This is a genomic window from Hymenobacter nivis (assembly GCF_006439025.1).
In the GTDB taxonomy this organism is placed as follows: domain Bacteria; phylum Bacteroidota; class Bacteroidia; order Cytophagales; family Hymenobacteraceae; genus Hymenobacter; species Hymenobacter nivis_A.
Window position 1 is genome coordinate 47662 of record NZ_RCYZ01000009.1, and the last position, 15853, is coordinate 63514.

The 15853-nt window shown below is 63.3% G+C and carries 15 protein-coding genes; 9 read left to right on the plus strand and 6 right to left on the minus strand.

Annotated elements, in window-relative coordinates:
- Positions 1-73: 73 nt before the first annotated feature.
- The 3 genes from EAH73_RS19030 to EAH73_RS19040 all read left to right on the plus strand — a co-directional run bounded on the left by EAH73_RS19030 (position 74) and on the right by EAH73_RS19040 (position 4179).
- Positions 74-1549, plus strand: coding sequence for an alpha/beta hydrolase family protein (locus EAH73_RS19030; protein ID WP_140469020.1), 1476 nt, complete (start codon positions 74-76; stop codon positions 1547-1549).
- 25 nt (positions 1550-1574) lie between these two features.
- A complete protein-coding gene (locus tag EAH73_RS19035; RefSeq protein WP_140469021.1) occupies positions 1575-2996 on the plus strand; it encodes an alpha/beta hydrolase family protein in 1422 nt (473 codons plus the stop codon).
- Between the two features lie 160 nt (positions 2997-3156).
- Positions 3157-4179: a ComEA family DNA-binding protein gene (locus EAH73_RS19040; RefSeq protein ID WP_140469022.1), complete on the plus strand. Its 1023-nt coding sequence runs from the start codon at positions 3157-3159 to the stop codon at positions 4177-4179.
- 24 nt (positions 4180-4203) lie between these two features.
- On the opposite strand, the gene EAH73_RS19045 is transcribed toward EAH73_RS19040, so the two are convergent.
- Complete coding sequence (locus EAH73_RS19045) at positions 4204-5511, minus strand: MFS transporter (protein WP_140469023.1); 1308 nt, start codon at positions 5509-5511, stop codon at positions 4204-4206.
- A gap of 130 nt (positions 5512-5641) precedes the next feature.
- Between EAH73_RS19045 and EAH73_RS19050 the strand changes: the two genes are divergently transcribed.
- The 4 genes from EAH73_RS19050 (at position 5642) to nth (ending at position 7919) form a co-directional block, all read left to right on the plus strand.
- Positions 5642-6034 (plus strand): hypothetical protein, encoded by a 393-nt coding sequence (locus EAH73_RS19050; RefSeq protein ID WP_140469024.1) that lies wholly within the window; start codon positions 5642-5644, stop codon positions 6032-6034.
- Between the two features lie 237 nt (positions 6035-6271).
- Positions 6272-6907: an RNA polymerase sigma factor gene (locus tag EAH73_RS19055; RefSeq protein WP_140469025.1), complete on the plus strand. Its 636-nt coding sequence runs from the start codon at positions 6272-6274 to the stop codon at positions 6905-6907.
- 4 nt (positions 6908-6911) lie between these two features.
- Entirely contained in the window at positions 6912-7076 is a 165-nt protein-coding gene (locus tag EAH73_RS19060) for a hypothetical protein (protein ID WP_240047340.1), read from the plus strand.
- A 96-nt stretch (positions 7077-7172) separates the two neighbouring features.
- Positions 7173-7919: an endonuclease III gene (gene nth / locus EAH73_RS19065; protein ID WP_140469026.1), complete on the plus strand. Its 747-nt coding sequence runs from the start codon at positions 7173-7175 to the stop codon at positions 7917-7919.
- Positions 7920-7955: 36 nt separating this feature from the next.
- Here the strand turns inward: nth and EAH73_RS19070 are convergent, their stop codons facing one another.
- Positions 7956-9158: a glycosyltransferase family 4 protein gene (locus EAH73_RS19070; protein ID WP_140469027.1), complete on the minus strand. Its 1203-nt coding sequence runs from the start codon at positions 9156-9158 to the stop codon at positions 7956-7958.
- A 112-nt stretch (positions 9159-9270) separates the two neighbouring features.
- Positions 9271-10173 carry a gliding motility lipoprotein GldB gene (locus EAH73_RS19075; RefSeq protein WP_140469028.1) on the minus strand — a complete coding sequence of 301 codons (903 nt, stop codon included), beginning with the start codon at positions 10171-10173 and terminating at the stop codon, positions 9271-9273.
- Between the two features lie 206 nt (positions 10174-10379).
- On the opposite strand from EAH73_RS19075, the gene EAH73_RS19080 reads away from it, so the two are divergent.
- On the plus strand, positions 10380-11072 hold the full coding sequence (locus EAH73_RS19080; RefSeq protein ID WP_140469029.1) for a porin family protein: 693 nt from the start codon (positions 10380-10382) through the stop codon (positions 11070-11072).
- Positions 11073-11235: 163 nt separating this feature from the next.
- Here EAH73_RS19080 and EAH73_RS19085 read toward each other — a convergent pair whose 3' ends face one another.
- The 3 genes from EAH73_RS19085 to EAH73_RS19095 form a co-directional block, all read right to left on the minus strand.
- Positions 11236-12843: a ribonuclease E/G gene (locus EAH73_RS19085; protein WP_170214100.1), complete on the minus strand. Its 1608-nt coding sequence runs from the start codon at positions 12841-12843 to the stop codon at positions 11236-11238.
- A 337-nt stretch (positions 12844-13180) separates the two neighbouring features.
- Entirely contained in the window at positions 13181-14119 is a 939-nt protein-coding gene (locus tag EAH73_RS19090; protein WP_140469030.1) for a tetratricopeptide repeat protein, read from the minus strand.
- Between the two features lie 86 nt (positions 14120-14205).
- Complete coding sequence (locus EAH73_RS19095) at positions 14206-14622, minus strand: HU family DNA-binding protein (RefSeq protein ID WP_262711096.1); 417 nt, start codon at positions 14620-14622, stop codon at positions 14206-14208.
- A 79-nt stretch (positions 14623-14701) separates the two neighbouring features.
- On the opposite strand from EAH73_RS19095, the gene mutY reads away from it, so the two are divergent.
- Positions 14702-15787 (plus strand): A/G-specific adenine glycosylase, encoded by a 1086-nt coding sequence (gene mutY, locus EAH73_RS19100; RefSeq protein WP_240047341.1) that lies wholly within the window; start codon positions 14702-14704, stop codon positions 15785-15787.
- The last annotated feature ends 66 nt before the right edge of the window (positions 15788-15853 follow it).

The following is a 15853-nucleotide window of genomic DNA, read 5'->3' on the forward strand; positions in this document are numbered from 1 at the left end:
AAGCGTTTTTTGTATTTTTAAACCCTAAATACCCCCACCATCATTTCTGAGCTAATTTTATTATCATTATTTTATGATTAAATTTATTCTCGCCGCGTTCTTACTTCTTGCTTCGCTGGCGCAGCCATTGCGCGCGGCGGGGCCCCCACCGGCGGGCCCCGCGCCCCTCAACGGCCAGTGGAAGGGGCCCCTGAAGCTGCTCGGCGGCGAGATTACGCTGTACATCACCATCGTGCCGCTCAGCAACGGCACCTACTACGCGGCCCTCGACGCGCCGCAGCAGCGCATCAGCCGCATGCCGGTGGAGGTGGAGCTCAAGGGCGACGACCTTACACTGCGCATCGAGCAGGCCGGCAGCCGCTTCGTGGGTAAGGTGATCGGCGACGGGGCCAGCCTGAGCGGTACCTGGACGCAGCCGGGCCTGACGGCACCGCTCGTGCTGGTGCGCGCCGTGGCCTCGAAGCAGGCCGCCAGCCGCTTGCGTGCTGCCCCGCCCTACCGCGAATCCGACGTCACGTTCCTCAATTCTACCACCCGCAAGCACCTCAGCGGCACCGTGACGGTGCCGGCCGGCGAGGGCCCCTTCCCGGGCGTGGTGCTGCTCTCTGACCTGGGGCCCCAGGGCCGCGACGCCGAAGTATCGGGCTACCACATGTTTGGCCAGCTGGCCGACTACCTCACCCGCCACGGCATTGCCGTGCTGCGCTTCGACGACCGCGGCGTGGGCAAGTCGGAAGGCACCTACGCCACCGCCACCACCGCCGACCTCATGACCGACGCCCAGGCCGCCATGGCCTGCCTGCGCGCCCAGCCCTTGGTGTCGGGCGGGCGGGTGGGCCTGGTGGGGCACGGCGAAGGGGCCAACGTGGCCCTGCTGGCCGCCGGGGCCCCCAGCGGCCGGACGCCGGCATTCGTGGTGTCGCTGGCCGGCTACGGCGAGCCCGGCTCGCTGGTGCTGCGGCACCAGCAGGGCGAAATCATGCGCCTGATTGGGGCCGACCCCAGCCAGGTAAAAGCCGCGCAGGATGCCTTTGAGCGCACGGTGTACCTCATCCGCCAAACGCCCGACAATGCCGTGGCCCGCACCAAGGTTACGGCCCTGCTCGCCGGCGTGAACACTGGCATTGATGCCGGCATGGCCAAGGCCCGGGCGGCGCAGCTCACCTCACCCTGGTCGCGCTATTTCTTTGATTTCGACCCCCAAGTTCGCTTGGCCCAAGTGCAGTGCCCCGTGCTGCTACTCAACGGCACAGAGGACCTGCAAGTGTCGGCGCGCCAGAACATGTCGCCCATGCTCAAGGCGCTGCGCCGCGCCCACCGCCAAGCCACGGCTACGCGCCTCGAAGGCGTGAACCACCTGTTTCAGCCCGAGCTGGAGGAATGGCCCGTGGTGGACGGGGCCCAGCAGCCCACGTTTTCGCCCGAAGCTTTGAAGAATATCCACGATTGGGTGGCGCTCCAAACCAAGCTACCCGGGGCCCCCTTGCCCGTAACCGTGAAGCGCCCCGCCCCGCGCAAGCCCACCCACCCCGCCCGGGCCCGCAGCTAGGGCCCGGCGGCCGTAGTATTGCGGCATGTTTCTATCGCTATTCTTTGACGCTGCCAGGCAGGCCAGCGGGCTCCTAAGCCGGGCGGCGCTGCTGGCCTTGCCCTTTGGGGCTTACGCCCAAAGCCCCGCCAGCCTCACCGGCGACTGGACGGGCACGCTGGGGCCCCTCACCCTCACGGCCCACCTCACCGACCCCGCCGGGGGCCCCTGCACAGCCACGCTCGACGTGCCCTTGCAAAACGCCCGGGGCCTGCCGCTGCAATTCACCGCCCCCACCGCCGACAGCGTGTACCTGCGCTTCCCCCAGGCCAAAGCCTACTTTGCCGGCCGCCGCGCCGCCGCCAGTCAGCAGCTGGTGGGTGAGTGGCACCAGAGCGGCCAGGCCCTGCCCCTCACGCTGGCCCGCGCCGCGGCGGGAGCACCGGCGGGCCCCCGCCGGCCCCAGGCACCCAAGCCGCCGTTCCCGTACCAAGCGGCCGACGTGACTTTTACTAACGCCGCGGCCGGCGTGGTGCTGGCCGGCACCCTCACTACGCCGGCTGGCCCGGGGCCCTTCCCGGCCGTGGTACTGCTGACGGGCTCGGGGCCCGAAGACCGCAACGAAACCCTGTTTGGCCACCAGCCCTTTGCCGTGCTGGCCGACTACCTCAGCCGGCGCGGCATTGCCGTGCTGCGCTTCGACGACCGCGGCGTGGGTCAGTCGGGCGGCTCGCAGGCCACGAGCACCAGCGCCGATTACGCCGCCGATGCCCTAGCGGCGCTGGCCTTCGTGCGAGCCCAGCCCAAAATAGCCCCGGCGCACGTGGGGCTGCTGGGCCACAGCGAGGGCGGCACCGCCGCCATTGCCGCCACCAGCCAGCCCCAGGGCCCCAACTTCCTAGTGCTGCTGGCCGCCCCCGGTCTGCCCGGTAATGAGCTGATTGTGCAGCAAGTACTGGCCTTGAATAAGTTGGCCGGCGCCACCCCGACCCAGTTGCAGAGCACCGAAAAAACGCAGCGCCAGCTGTTGACCATCGTGGAGCAAACGCCCGACGATGCCCAGGCCCGCGCTCAGCTGCGCCCCTTGCTAGGGGCCGGCGGCGCGGCCAGCCCGGGGGCCCTAGCGCAGGCCGACGGGAAAATCAACGTGCTGCTCTCACCCGCTTACCGCCACCTGCTGGCCGACCGCCCCGCCCAAACCCTGCCCCACGTGCACTGCCCGGTGCTGGCCCTAGATGGTATGAAGGACGTGCAAGTAGCCGCCGCCCCCAACCTGGCGGCCCTAGCCCAGGGCCTCAAAGCCGGCGGCAACCGCGACGTGACCACCCAAGCCCTGCCCGGCCTCAACCACCTGTTCCAAACCGCTTCCACCGGGGCCGTCAGCGAGTACGGCACCATTGAAGAGACCTTCGCGCCCAGCGCCTTGCAAATCATCGGCGATTGGGTATCAGCCCACGCCAGCCGCTGAGGGCCCTGGACACTACTAGAACTCTGCTCAATTACCAATGGCGCTATTTGGGGCCCCGCTAACCCAGTAACATTGCAGAGGCTGCGCACCTGCTAAAGCGTCCAGCCATCCTACCCTTCAGTTTTCGCACCTGTTTCGACTGGTGCTCAACCTCTTCGATATGAAACCTTCGCCGCGCCCCCGGCGCTCCTGGGCCGATGCGGGGCCCCTGCGCTGGGCGCGGCGCTACATGGGCTACTCGCGCGCCGAGGCCCGGGGCATGGTGGGGCTGCTGGCCGTGCTGGCCGGGGCCCTGTTGCTGCCGCTGCTCTGGCACCCCGCCCAACCCCAGTACCTGCCCGCCGCCGACCAGCAGCAGCTCGACCAGCTGGCGGCCAACCTGGCCGCCAATAGGGCCCCGGGCCGCACCTACGCCCCGCGCCCCTTCGAGCGGGCCGCGCGCTACCCCGCCGTGGCCCAAGTGCCCCTGGGGCCCTTCGACCCCAACGCCCTCACGGCCGAGGGCTGGGAGGCCCGCGGCGTACCGCACTTCGTGGCCGGGCGCATCGTGAAGTACCGCGACGCGGCGGGCGGCTTCCGCGCCAAGGCGCAGATTAAGAAGATGTACGGGCTGGAAGATTCGGTGTACCAGCGGCTGGCGCCCTTCATGCAGCTGCCCGAGGCGCTGCCAGGCCGCGGCGAGCGGCCGGCCTACGCCGCTGGGGGCCCCAGCAAATTCCCGCCCTTCGCCGACAGCAAATTCCCCAACAAATTTCCCAGCAAGCCCAAGCATCTCCAGCCCTTCGATCTGAACGCAGCCGACACCACGCAACTCATGCAAATCCGCGGCATTGGCGCGGGCCGGGCCAAGTGGGTGGTACAGTACCGCAACCAGCTTGGTGGATACCTGCGGCCCGACCAGCTCGGCGAGATATTCGTGCTGCGCGACGCCCCCGACTTGGTGGACAGCCTGCGCAAGTACACGTTCGTGCGGCCGGGCTTCGCGCCGCAGCTGGTGAACGTCAACACCGCCACGTTCGACGAGCTGTACCTGCACCCCTACATCCGCAAGCCGCTGGCGCGCCTCATCGTGGCCTACCGCAAGCAGCACGGCCCCTACCACAAGCCCGAAGACTTGCAGCAAATCCCGACCCTCAAGCCCGACGACTGGGCCAAGCTGCGGCCCTACGTGCGCTGCGACTAAGGCCCCCAGGGCCCCAGCGGGCGGCTATTTACTGCCCGCGCCCATTTCCAGCTTGCGCAGCTTATCGGCGCGCCAAGCGGTGAAGGCCACGATGCCCATCGTCATGAGGCCGCCAAAAACTACGCTGGGCACGGTGCCCATGGCCTTGGCGGCGGCGCCACTCTCAAAGCTGCCGATTTCGTTGCTGCTACCAATAAAAATGCTATTTACGGCCGACACGCGACCCTTCATGTATTCGGGCGTGTAGGTGTGCACCAAAGTGGAGCGCACAATGACGGACACGGCATCGAACACGCCGGTGAGGAAGAGCAGAAAAAACGAGAGGTAGATGTTGCGCGACAGCGCAAAGGCCACCGTGGCCGCCCCAAAGCCCGCCACGGCCCACAACATTTTGCGGCCCGCACCTTTTTTGAGGGGCGAGAAGGTGAGGAAAATGGCCATCAGCACCGAGCCCACGGCGGGAGCGGCGCGCAGGCTGCCAAACGAGCCGGGGCTGTGCAGCACGTTGGCTGCGAAAAAGGGTAGCAGCGCGACCGCGCCCCCAAAAAGCACCGCAAACATGTCGAGCGACAACGCCGCCAATACCAGCTGATTGCTGAAAATGAACTTGATACCGCTGGTGATACTTTCGGCCAGGCCCAGGCGCTCGCCCTCGATGGGGGGTAGCTCGCGGCTGGCAATACTGACGAAAAACAGCAGCGCCAGCGTTTCCAGCACCGAATCGACGCCGTAGGCAAACTCGATGCCCAGGTACGTGATGAGCAGCCCGCCAATGGCCGGCCCCAGCACCGCCGACGCCTGCCAGGTTGTGGAACTCCAGGTGATGGCGTTGGGCAAGTGGGTGCGGTCGGGCAGCAGCTGCGGCATGAAGGCAAACAGCGCCGGGCTGAGAAACCCGCGCGCAATGCCACTCACGAAAATAACCAGGTACAGCGGCCACACCACGGTGGCGTGCAGGGCCGAGAGGTTGAGGCGGCCGCGTTCCAGCAGCGCCTCTTGCAAGGGGTGGGCCAGCCACCACAGCGTGAAGGCGCACAGCACCAGCACCAGCACCGCCGGCACCACAATGCGCTTGCGGCGCACCGAGTCGGCCACGTGCCCGGCGTAGAGCGACACCGTGATGCTGGGAATGGCCTCGGCCAACCCGATGAGGCCCAGGGCCAGCGGGTCGTTGGTGAGCTTAAAAATCTGCCAAGCCACAACGACGCCCTGAATTTGGGTGGCGATGGAGAACAGGGCGCGCGCCGTAACGTAGCGGCGAAAATCGGGCAGGCGCAGGGCCGCGTAGGGGTCGTGGGGGGCCGCGGGGGCGGCGGGCGAAGCAGGGTCCATACAGAAACGCCGGGCCAGCACGCGCTGCCGGCCCCGCTGGGCAAAGGTAGCCTGCCCCGCGCCGGGTCCATGGTAGCGCTTGCGGTACGCCCCGCCAGCGCTTACATTGCGCAACGCGCCAGCCTTAGCAATGTCCAATCACGGCCTCGACCTCGTGTACCGCCCTGACCTGCCGGCCCTCATTGCCCGCTGGCAGCGCGAAGTCACGCCCCAGGAGCTACAAGCCGGCTACCAGGCCGTACTCGCCGCCGCCGATGCGGCCGGGTGCAGCCGCTGGCTACTCGACCTGCGCCGCCGCGAAGACGTAACGGAACCCGCCGTGAATGCCTGGTTCGGCACCAATTTTGCGCCGGGGCTGCGGGGGCGCTACGGGGCCCCGGTGCGGCTCGCGTTTCTAGTGTCGCCGCTGCGGGCGCGGCAGGCCGTTACGGCCGTGGTTTCGGCCGCCAGCACCGATTGCCGCATCGCCACTTTTACCGACGAGGCCGCCGCCCATTTCTGGCTAGCCCAAGCCGAGGGCTAGGGCCCCGGGCGCACATCGGGCTCCGACGTGAAGTTTTTGGGAAGGTTGCGCCACTTATTGAAAATATTTTGTCATTTTTGCTCCGACTGCCTTGCGCAAGCACCAATTGCGCCGCTAAATTTGGCAACCGCTTGCAACGCTCTACTGGCAACCGGTATCTTCCGTTTTATTTTCTGTAATCTCTTAAGCTGCATACTATCGATTCAAGCTCTACGTTCTCCTTATCCGTAGTCCTTTATGGAATCCATGCAGTTGAGCGATTCCGCGCTCGTTTCGCTTTACCTGGCCGGCCAGGAATCTGCCTTTGCGCTGCTGCTTGAGCGGCACCGAAGCCGCACATTCACGACCATCCTGCTCATTGTCCGCGACGAAGACGCGGCCGAAGATCTTCTCCAAGACGCATTCATTAAAGCCATCCACGTGCTGAAAAGTGGCCGCTACAACGACGAAGGCAAGTTTGGACCCTGGCTGTGCCGCATTGCGCACAACCTGGCCATCGACGCCTTTCGCCGCGGCAAGCGCGCCCCCCACCTCAGCCTCGACGGCGACGGGCCCCTAGCTAACTCACTCGCTCACTCCGAGGAAGGGGCCGACGACGTGCTGGCCCGCGAAGAAACCCACAGCCGCCTGCGGGCGCTCATCCAGGAGCTACCGCCGGCCCAAAAGGAAGTGCTGCTCATGCGCCACTACGGCGACCTGAGCTTCCAAGAGATTGCCGACGCCACCGGGGTAAGCATTAATACGGCCCTTGGCCGGATGCGCTACGCCCTGATAAACCTACGGAAGAAAATGGCCGTAAACCCACCTTACTATGATTCAAACCTTACCCTATACGACCCTACTGCGCTACGTGTACAACGAATTGCCAGCTAGTGCCTTGCCCGAAATAGAAGAAGCCCTCCAGCACGACCCCGAGTTGGCCACAGCCTGCGCCGACCTGTTGCTGGCCCAGCGCACCCTCGAAGGCCTGCGCTGCGAGCCCCGCCCGGCGGTATCAGCCCGCATTTTAGAGTACTCGCGCACCTTTCCGGCCGGTAGTTAGGCCCCGGAATTTCGCCCGACCTTTGCCATCCCAAGCGCTGCCCACCGCAGCGCCTGGGATGGTTTTTTGCTTACCGGCCGCGCCAATCCTTCCTTTATGACCCGTCCCGAGCGGTTTCGCTTCTTCCTCGATTATTTCACCGCCCACTTCCCGGCCCCCGAAACCGAGCTGCTCTACCGCAATCCCTATGAGCTCATCGTGGCCGTGGTGCTGAGCGCTCAGTGCACCGACAAACGCGTGAACCTGGTGATGCCGGCCCTGCTTGCCGCCTTCCCCACCCCCGGGGCCCTGGGCGCGGCGGCGGCCGACGACATTTTTCCTTTTATCCGCAGCGTTTCGTACCCCAACAACAAGGCTAAGCACTTAGCCGGCTTGGGCCGCATGCTGACGGAGGACTTCGGCGGCGAGGTGCCCAGCCAGCTCGACGAGCTACAGCGCTTGCCCGGCGTGGGCCGCAAAACGGCCAACGTGGTGGTATCCGTCATCTACAACCAACCGGCGATGGCCGTCGATACGCACGTGTTCCGGGTGTCGCACCGCCTGGGCCTGGTGCCTAAAACCGCCACCACGCCCCTGGCCGTCGAAAAAGGCTTGGTCCGCCACATCCCCCAGGCCCTTATCCCCAAAGCCCACCACTGGCTGATTCTGCACGGCCGCTACATCTGCGTGGCCCGCAGCCCCAAGTGCGGCATTTGCCCCTTGGCACCCAGCTGTTTATACTTTGAAAAGAACGTGGCCCCGCTGGCAGGCCTCGCCCCAGATAAGGTAGCTAAACCCAAGGCAGCGCAGCCCAAAGCCAGCCCAAAGCCCAAGGCGGCCAAGCCAGGCGCTAGCCCCCAGTAAGCCCGCTGACCGCGCTGGGGGCCCCAGCAGCCGCCCCTACTGCGCGGCGTTTTCCAGCACCCGCTGCACCACCGCGGCCAGCCGTTGCCGGTCAAATGCCTGGGTGGCCAGGGCCCTGCCGCGCTGGCCCGCGGCGTGCAGCTGCGCGGGTTGGGCCAACAGTTCGCGCAGTCGGGCGGCTAGGTGCGGGGCATCGCCGGCCGGGGTGTACCAGCCGCAGCCGTGGGTTTCAAGCAGTGTTTTGGTCCAGCCTTGGTTGGTGACGACCACCGGCGTGCCCACCGCCAACGCATCGTATAGCTTAGCGGGTGAATTGGCGTCGAGCACCGGAAGGCTCAGAAACGACACCAGCGCCACGTCGGCCAAGCCAAACCAGGCAAACACCGCGTGGCGCGGCTGCCCGCCCACCAGCCGGATGCGCCCGGGCCAGCGCGCCGCCGCCGCCGCCACCAGCGGCTCGTGGTAGCCGTGGCCCAAAAACAGCCAGACGGCATCGGGGTCGGCCGCTACCAGCGCTTCGGCCGCCGCCACCAGTGTGGGAATGTCGTTGGCCCGGCCAAAGGTGCCGGCGTATAGCACCACTTTTTTCCCGGCCAGGCCCTGCGCCTGCCGCAGCGCTGCCACGGCCGTGGGCGTGGCGCGGGCGGCCAGGTCGAGGTCGGTGCCGTTGAGCACGGTGGTTACTTTTTCGTCGGCAATGCCCAAGCCCGTCACGTAGCGCGTCATATCGGGCGAGAGCGGCAAAATGTGCTGGGCGCTGTGGTACAGGCGCTTCTCCAGCGCAAACAGCTGCTGGCGGGCCAGGGCCGTGGGCACGGCGCCCATCGCCACCGGAAACGCCGGCCACAAATCCTGTACCTCGAACACCCACGGCACCCGCCGCCAGCGCGCCACCTGCGCAGCCGCCCAAGCCGCCGTCAGCGGCGTGCTGATGCCCCAGATAACGTCGGGCTTCGCCATGCGCAGCCCCGCCCGCACCGCCCACGCCGCGTACTGCGCAAACGCCAGGGCCCTGCGCCCCGGGCCCATCTTATTGTCGTACGGAACGTTGGCTTCACAAATTTCCACCCCGGCCGGCACCCACGGAAACTCCTGCGTTAGCCGCTGCCCGCGCCAGGCGGGCGTGGTGAGCAGCGTTACCCGGTGCGTTTGGGCGATGTGGGCCAGCAATGCGTAGTGCCGGCTAGTAGCAGGGCAGTCTGGGTTGGTGTGGTACTGGCTAAAGACCGCAATGTGCACGGAGGCATTTATAGAGTGAGTCGGTAAATGAGCGAATGAGTGAGCCAGTGAATGAGCGAATGGCTACAAATGAATTACTAATCCATTCCTTCCAACTCACACATTAACCAACTCACTTGCGCTTAGGCCGGTAGTGCGATTCGTTGAGCAGTTCCTGGGCGTTGCGTTTGGCCATGAGTTGGGCCAGGGTCACGTCGGGGTGCTCGTCCATGTACTTGCGCACAATTTGTAAGCCCACCCACTGGCCCACCCGGCCGGGGCAGGTGGCGTCAATCTCGGGCACATTAGGCCGCTCGCCCACGTACTTCTGGATGGTGAAAGGTGTGGTGTTGTACAGCAGGTTTTGCTCCAAGAAGTGGGCCCATATCTTGCCTTCGTTGGCCGTTACGCCCACCACTTCCTTCCCGGTAAAGCCCAACAGCAGCGAATCGGGCGCGCAGGGCAGCACCCGGCCCGCAAAGTACAGCGCCTTGCCGCCACTCACCATCGCGTCGAGCATTGTATTGGCTGTCAGCTCGTGGCGATTGTACTTGGTGGCCACCCGCAGCGCCAGTGAGGGCATCAGGCTGGCCGGGGTGTAGTTGCGCAGAATGTACTTCGGCATTTCCACGGGCCGGAACGTGGCCTTGGGCCCCGCAAACCAATCAAGGCTTAGCACGAGCAAGCTGTCGTTCACAAAAATATCCTTGCCCTCAAACCCGCTCACAAACGTGGCTGCCCGCGGGGCCCTAAACTCCGGAAAATAATACTTCACCCGCCCAAACAGGGCCCCCAGGTCGCGGCCCAACGCGGCGCTGTCGGGGAAGGCGGCGGCCGTTTGCTGCGCCAGCTCGCGCAGGTGCGGCTCGGCGGCCAAGCGGGCCAGGGCGGTGGCCCCAGTGGTATCGGTGGCGGTGCGCCGCTGCAAGTAGAAACGGGCAAACGCCGGGTGCGCGTTCATAAACGCCACCGCGCCGCCGGGGCCCTGAATTTTAAAAAACGCCGCTTCCAGCCGCTGAACCTGTACGGCGGGCATGGGGGCATCGGCAGCGGCATCGGGCCGGCAGCCAGCGGGTTGGCTGCGGCCACAGCCCACTAGGACCAGCCCAGCGGCCAGCAAAACGGACCAGGGCCCTAATTTGGCAATTCTTTTCTTGTCCACGCGTTTCTACTTTCGGGTAAAATTAGCCATAACCCGGGCCCGGGCCCGCACTTACCGCCGCATTCTTTCGCCCCCATCTTATGAAGAAACTATTCCTCGTGCTATCCGCCCTCGTGGCCAGCGCCACGGCCGCTTCGGCCCAAGTCGAAATCGGCGTCAAAGTGTCACCATCCGTCAGCTACCTGCGCGCCGAATCGCCCTCGTCCACCGCCTTTGCCAACGAGAGCAGCAAGTTCAGCTTCGCCGGGGCCCTAATTGTGGATTATTTCTTCGGTGAGAATTATGCCTTCGGCACCGGCCTGGCCCTGACGGGTAAGGGCGGCACTATTTCCTACACTGAACGCAATCCGCTTTCTTCGTCTTCGATTGGCACCCGCGTCAACCAGAAAATTGCCACCCAGTACATCGAGCTTCCCGTTACCCTCAAGCTCTTTACCAACGAGTTGGCCCCCGCCACGCGGCTCTACTTCCAGCTCGGCGGCTCGCTTGCCGCCCCCATCGCTACCCGCATCAACAACGAAAAATTCTACCAGGATCCCTATAATAACAACAACGAAACTAAAGCTTCGGAACACGTTTTCGTGCTCGATGTCAACGCCTTGCTGGGAGCCGGGGTCGAGTACCAGCTGGGCCACAGCACCAAGCTGCTGGCGGGCCTCAGCTACCACCGTGGCCTGGTCAACCTCGACCACTACTTCGAAAAGACCCGGGGCTTCAGCGACGTTGCTATTAAAAACAACGTGTTTGCGCTTGACCTGGGCATGAAGTTCTAATTGCTGATTAGACTGATTAACCGTGATTGCGCTAGTTTTTTAGCTCGTCAAAGTGTGTCAACAAAAAGCCCCGGCTGCAAATTGCAGTCGGGGCTTTTTGATGTGTCAACCTTATTGCCTCAAGAATCAGCGCAATCACGGTTGATAAGTCTAATCAGCGATTTTAGTCGGTGAATTCGATTTCTCGGTCTTGCACTTTGCTCATGGCAGCAGCCATTGAGCGGAGCTGAATTTCTTCACCGCGCTCGTCCTCGATCCGGTAGTCGGTGAGGCCCAAGCTGCTGTCGTTCACCAGCTTCACCCACTTGTAGTACTTCAAGTACCACTTCATTTGGCGCGAAACCAGGCCCTTTGTGTAGTAGGCATACAGGAAGGGGTGCACCGACAGCGTGAGGCCCGATTGGTTCTGGGCCACCAGCAAGTCGTCGATGCTGTTGTCGATATCGTCCGTCACTTGAATGGAGGCTGAGATACGGCCCGTACCACCGCAGGTGGGGCATACCTCACCGGTCACGATGGTTTCGGCTGGCCGCACGCGCTGCCGAGTAATTTGCAGCAGCCCAAACTTAGTAATCGGCAGCACCGTGAATTTGGCCTTGTCGGCCTTCATCACGTCGCGCACGGCGTCCTCCACCTTCTTGCGGCTTTCGGCGGCGCGCATGTCGATGAAGTCCACCACGATGATGCCGCCCATGTCGCGCAAGCGCAACTGCCGAGCCACTTCCTTAGCCGCCAGTAGGTTAATCATCAAAGCCGTGGCTTCCTGATCGTTCTCCTGGTTGCTTTTGCTGCCCGAGTTCACATCGATGACGTGCAGGGCCTCGGTGTGCTCGATAACGAGGTAGCCGCCGCCGGGCACGGTCACGGTCTTGCCAAACAGCGTTTTAAGCTGCTTCTCAATGCCGGTTTGTTCGAAGACTTTGACTTTGGTATTGTGCAGCTTCAGCAGCCCGAGCTTGTCGGGCGCAATCTTCTGCAAGTAGTCGCGCATCTCCTCGTACATGGCCGGGGCATCGACCAGAATGCTGTCGAACGACTCGTTGAGCATGTCGCGCAGCATCGACGACGTGCGCCCCAGCTCGCCCAGCACCTTGTCGTTGGGCTTGGCGGTGCGCAGCGTGGTGTACAGCTGCTCCCACTTGCCCACCATGTCTTGCATGTCCTTGTCCAGCTCAGCCACGTCGCGTCCCTCCGCCACGGTGCGGATGATGACGCCAAAGTTTTCGGGCTTAATACTGGCAATGAGGCGCTTGAGGCGGTCGCGCTCCCCCTTGCTCACAATTTTCTTGCTCACGCTAATCGTGTTCGAAAACGGCATCAGCACAAGGTAACGGCCCGCCATCGAGATGTCGGTACTCACCCGGGGCCCCTTGGTGGAAATGGGCTCCTTGATGACCTGCACCACAATTTGCTGGCCTTTCTTGAACACGCTGTCGGCCTTGCCCACTTTTTCGAGGGGTGGCTCGAAGGTGAACTGGTCGAGGTTGGCTGCGGGGGCCCGGCCGCTTTGCACGCTCCGCGCCCATTTCGTGAACGACGGGTATTGCTCACCCAAGTCGCCGTAATGCAGAAACGCGTCCTTTTCGTAGCCAATGTCCACGAAAGCCGCGTTGAGGCCGGGCATCACCTTTTTCACAGTGCCCAGGAAGATATCGCCCACCGAATAGTTGGTGTCGTTGCGGTCGAAGTGGTACTCAATGAGCCGCTTATCCTGCAACAGCGCAATCCGTTCGCCTTCCTGAGTAGAATTAATGACTAATTCATTACTCAATGTCTTGTTTGGTTAAAGTAGCTCCGAGGGACGGATATATAGCAATACCCTAGAACCAGCAAAAGGGAAGCCAGAACCCAAAGTTCTGACTTCCCTCGCGAGCCACGGGAAAAGCACACACCCGCCGCATCCGGGAGGCTACTGTGAGAGATGGGCAGCCAGCCGGTTCCGAACCGAAACTGCTGGCTACCAAAGCACCCCGAGGGGCGGCTTACTTCTTCTTATGGCGATTCTTGCGCAGGCGCTTCTTGCGCTTGTGAGTGGCAATTTTATGACGTTTACGTTTTTTACCGCAGGGCATATGCTTGTGGGTTAAGTTTTTGGGATTGAATTACAATTATTTCAACTTGGCCAGCTCTTCCTCGACCGATGCGGCCAAGGCGGGGTCGGCACTGAGGCTTTTGGCTGCCGTGAAGGCAGCGCGGGCCTGTTCTTTGGCCCCCGTCCGGGCCGAGGTTACGCCCAGGTAAAACTGGGCATTCACGTTCTTCGGGTTCACCTTCACCAGCTGCTGGAAGCGCTCCACGGCCTTATCGTACTGGTTGCTTTGCACCGCCAGGATGCCCAGGTCGTACAGCGCTTTTTCGTTGTTGGGGTCAGCGGCCAGCACCTCGCGCAACAGCGTTACGCCCTGCACTGGGTTATCAGAGGCCATGTAGGCCATGCCCAAGTTGGTTTTGGCGTCGAGGTTGTTAGGGCTCTTGGCCAGCACCTTGGTATAAAGCTCGCGGGCCTTGCCACCGAGCATTTTGATGCGCTCATCGGAAGAAGCGAAGCTAAACGCCTGGAAATAAGCATCGGCCGCTTGTTGCAACGCCTGGGGCCCCGGCTGCGCTGCGGCCACCTGCTCGTAGTAATAGCCGGCGCTGTCGAAGCGCTGCACGTTCTCGTAGCGGCGGGCCAGCAGCGTGGCCGCCTCGGCCTTTTGGGCCGGGGTACCGGCTTTGGCAAATTGGCCCAGCAAGCGGTTCAGCTCCTGGCGCTGGACCGGGGTAGTGGTGGTGTGGGGCGCGGCGGCCGTGGGGCCCTCCGGGGAGGTAGTGGGCCCGGCCTCGGCCGATACGGGACCCGACGACGCATCGGCTTTGGAGCCGTTGGTGGCTGGGCCGCCACCGTCGCGGTTGGCCGTGCGGGCTGCATCCTTGGTCAGCTCTGCCTTCCCTTCCTTGGGCTTCACAATGCCCTTGGGGAGCACAAACAGGCCCCCGACCAACGCTAATGCGAGGACCAGAACCAGTACTTGGTGAGCGGCGGGACGAGAGGCGGTAGCAGCCATAGAAAATAGCCGGCCGCCGGGCTTCCCATTTTCGGAAAGACACCGGCGGCACAGCCGGTAGTTAGCTAGTAATCAACAACCGAAAGCTAGGCTTTGGCAGCCGTGGTCTTTACTTTCTTGCTGTTTTTGATTTTAGCCACGAAGGTTTTCGAAGGCTTGAAGCTCGGGATGTAGTGCTCCTCGATGATGAGCGACGTGTTTTTCGAAATGTTGCGGGCCACTTTACGAGCACGCTTCTTGTTAACGAAAGAACCGAAGCCACGCACGTAAATGTTGTTGCCCTCGGTCATCGAATCCTTCACCACTTTGAAGAAGGCTTCTACGGTCATCAACACATCTGCTTTCTCGATGCCGGTTTTCTGCGAAATTTCGGCGATTACCTCTGCTTTGGTCACGTTGGTTAGGTACTTAGGGTAAAAAAAATAAGAATCTGGGCAATAAAAACTCCCGCTTTCCGCGTAAGCCCTTGCCCGGTAGGCGATTCGCTTATGAAATCGGGCCACAAAGGTAGCTTCTTTTTTGGTTTTTCCCAATCAACCACCACAATCGGGGCCCTGGCCCAATTTATTCGTCCTCAAAATTTTGGCTATTCTTCCCCGCCAACCTTCCGCTCTGGCCGCCGCCCTGCTGGCCTGGTACCCCCGCCACCACCGCGACTTGCCCTGGCGCCACACCCGCGATCCATACGCCATCTGGCTGTCCGAAGTTATTCTCCAGCAAACCCGCGTGGCGCAGGGCCTACCCTATTACGAGGCCTTTCTGGCGGCCTACCCCACGGTGCAGGCCCTGGCCGGGGCCCCCGAGCAGGAGGTGCTGCGCCTGTGGCAGGGCCTGGGCTACTACTCCCGGGCCCGCAACATGCACCACACGGCCCAGCAAGTGGTGCAGGAGCACGGCGGCCAGTTCCCCACCACCTACGCCAACCTGCTGAAGCTGCGCGGCGTGGGGCCCTACACGGCGGCGGCTATTGCCTCTTTTGCCTTCGGCGAGGCGGTGGCCGTGCTCGACGGCAACGTGTACCGGGTGCTGGCGCGCATTTTCGGGCTGCACTCCGACATTGCCGCGCCGGCTTCGCGCAAGGAGTTCCAAGCGCTGGCCGATCAGCACATTCCGGCCGCCGCGCCCGCCGATTTTAACCAGGCCATCATGGAGTTTGGGGCCCTGCAGTGCACGCCGGCGCGGCCCGACTGCCTGTTTTGCCCCATGCAGCACAGCTGCTGGGCGTTTCAGCACGGGCAGGTGGCGCTGCTGCCGGTGAAGAGCAAGGCCAAGGCGGCGCGCGTGCGCTACCTGCACTACCTGGTGCTGCGCCACGGCGAGGCCATATACTTAAAGAAGCGCGGCGAGAAGGACATCTGGCAGGGCTTGTACGACTTTGCGGTGGTTGAAACCACTGGCTTAGAGCTGGATGCGGCCGAGGTGTTACGCCACGTGGAGGTTTTGGGTGGCCGGCTCGATACCCGCCTCGCAGCCGAGCCGGGGCCCCCACCCCTGCTCAAGCACGTGCTGAGCCACCAGAAGCTGGAGGCGCGCTTCCATACGGTGTGGCTGGCGGGGGCCCTGCCGGCCACGGCCCTGGCCGACACGGGCCTGCGGGCTTATTCGCCAGCCGAAATTGAGGAGTTGCCCAAGCCGCAGCTCATTGCCAATTATTTGGGCAAAAACTAAAACACTATTGCTAATTTATTTGGTAATTTACTTTTTGGTGCGTACTTTTATAGTACCTTAATCTCT

Coding starts and splice junctions, on each gene's coding strand:
- EAH73_RS19030 (WP_140469020.1), top strand. CDS start 74: ATGATTAAATTTATTCTCGCCGCGTTCTTACTTCTTGCTTCGCTGGCG.
- EAH73_RS19035 (WP_140469021.1), top strand. CDS start 1,575: ATGTTTCTATCGCTATTCTTTGACGCTGCCAGGCAGGCCAGCGGGCTC.
- EAH73_RS19040 (WP_140469022.1), top strand. CDS start 3,157: ATGAAACCTTCGCCGCGCCCCCGGCGCTCCTGGGCCGATGCGGGGCCC.
- EAH73_RS19045 (WP_140469023.1), bottom strand. CDS start 5,511: ATGGACCCTGCTTCGCCCGCCGCCCCCGCGGCCCCCCACGACCCCTAC.
- EAH73_RS19050 (WP_140469024.1), top strand. CDS start 5,642: ATGTCCAATCACGGCCTCGACCTCGTGTACCGCCCTGACCTGCCGGCC.
- EAH73_RS19055 (WP_140469025.1), top strand. CDS start 6,272: ATGGAATCCATGCAGTTGAGCGATTCCGCGCTCGTTTCGCTTTACCTG.
- nth (WP_140469026.1), top strand. CDS start 7,173: ATGACCCGTCCCGAGCGGTTTCGCTTCTTCCTCGATTATTTCACCGCC.
- EAH73_RS19075 (WP_140469028.1), bottom strand. CDS start 10,173: ATGCCCGCCGTACAGGTTCAGCGGCTGGAAGCGGCGTTTTTTAAAATT.
- EAH73_RS19080 (WP_140469029.1), top strand. CDS start 10,380: ATGAAGAAACTATTCCTCGTGCTATCCGCCCTCGTGGCCAGCGCCACG.
- EAH73_RS19090 (WP_140469030.1), bottom strand. CDS start 14,119: ATGGCTGCTACCGCCTCTCGTCCCGCCGCTCACCAAGTACTGGTTCTG.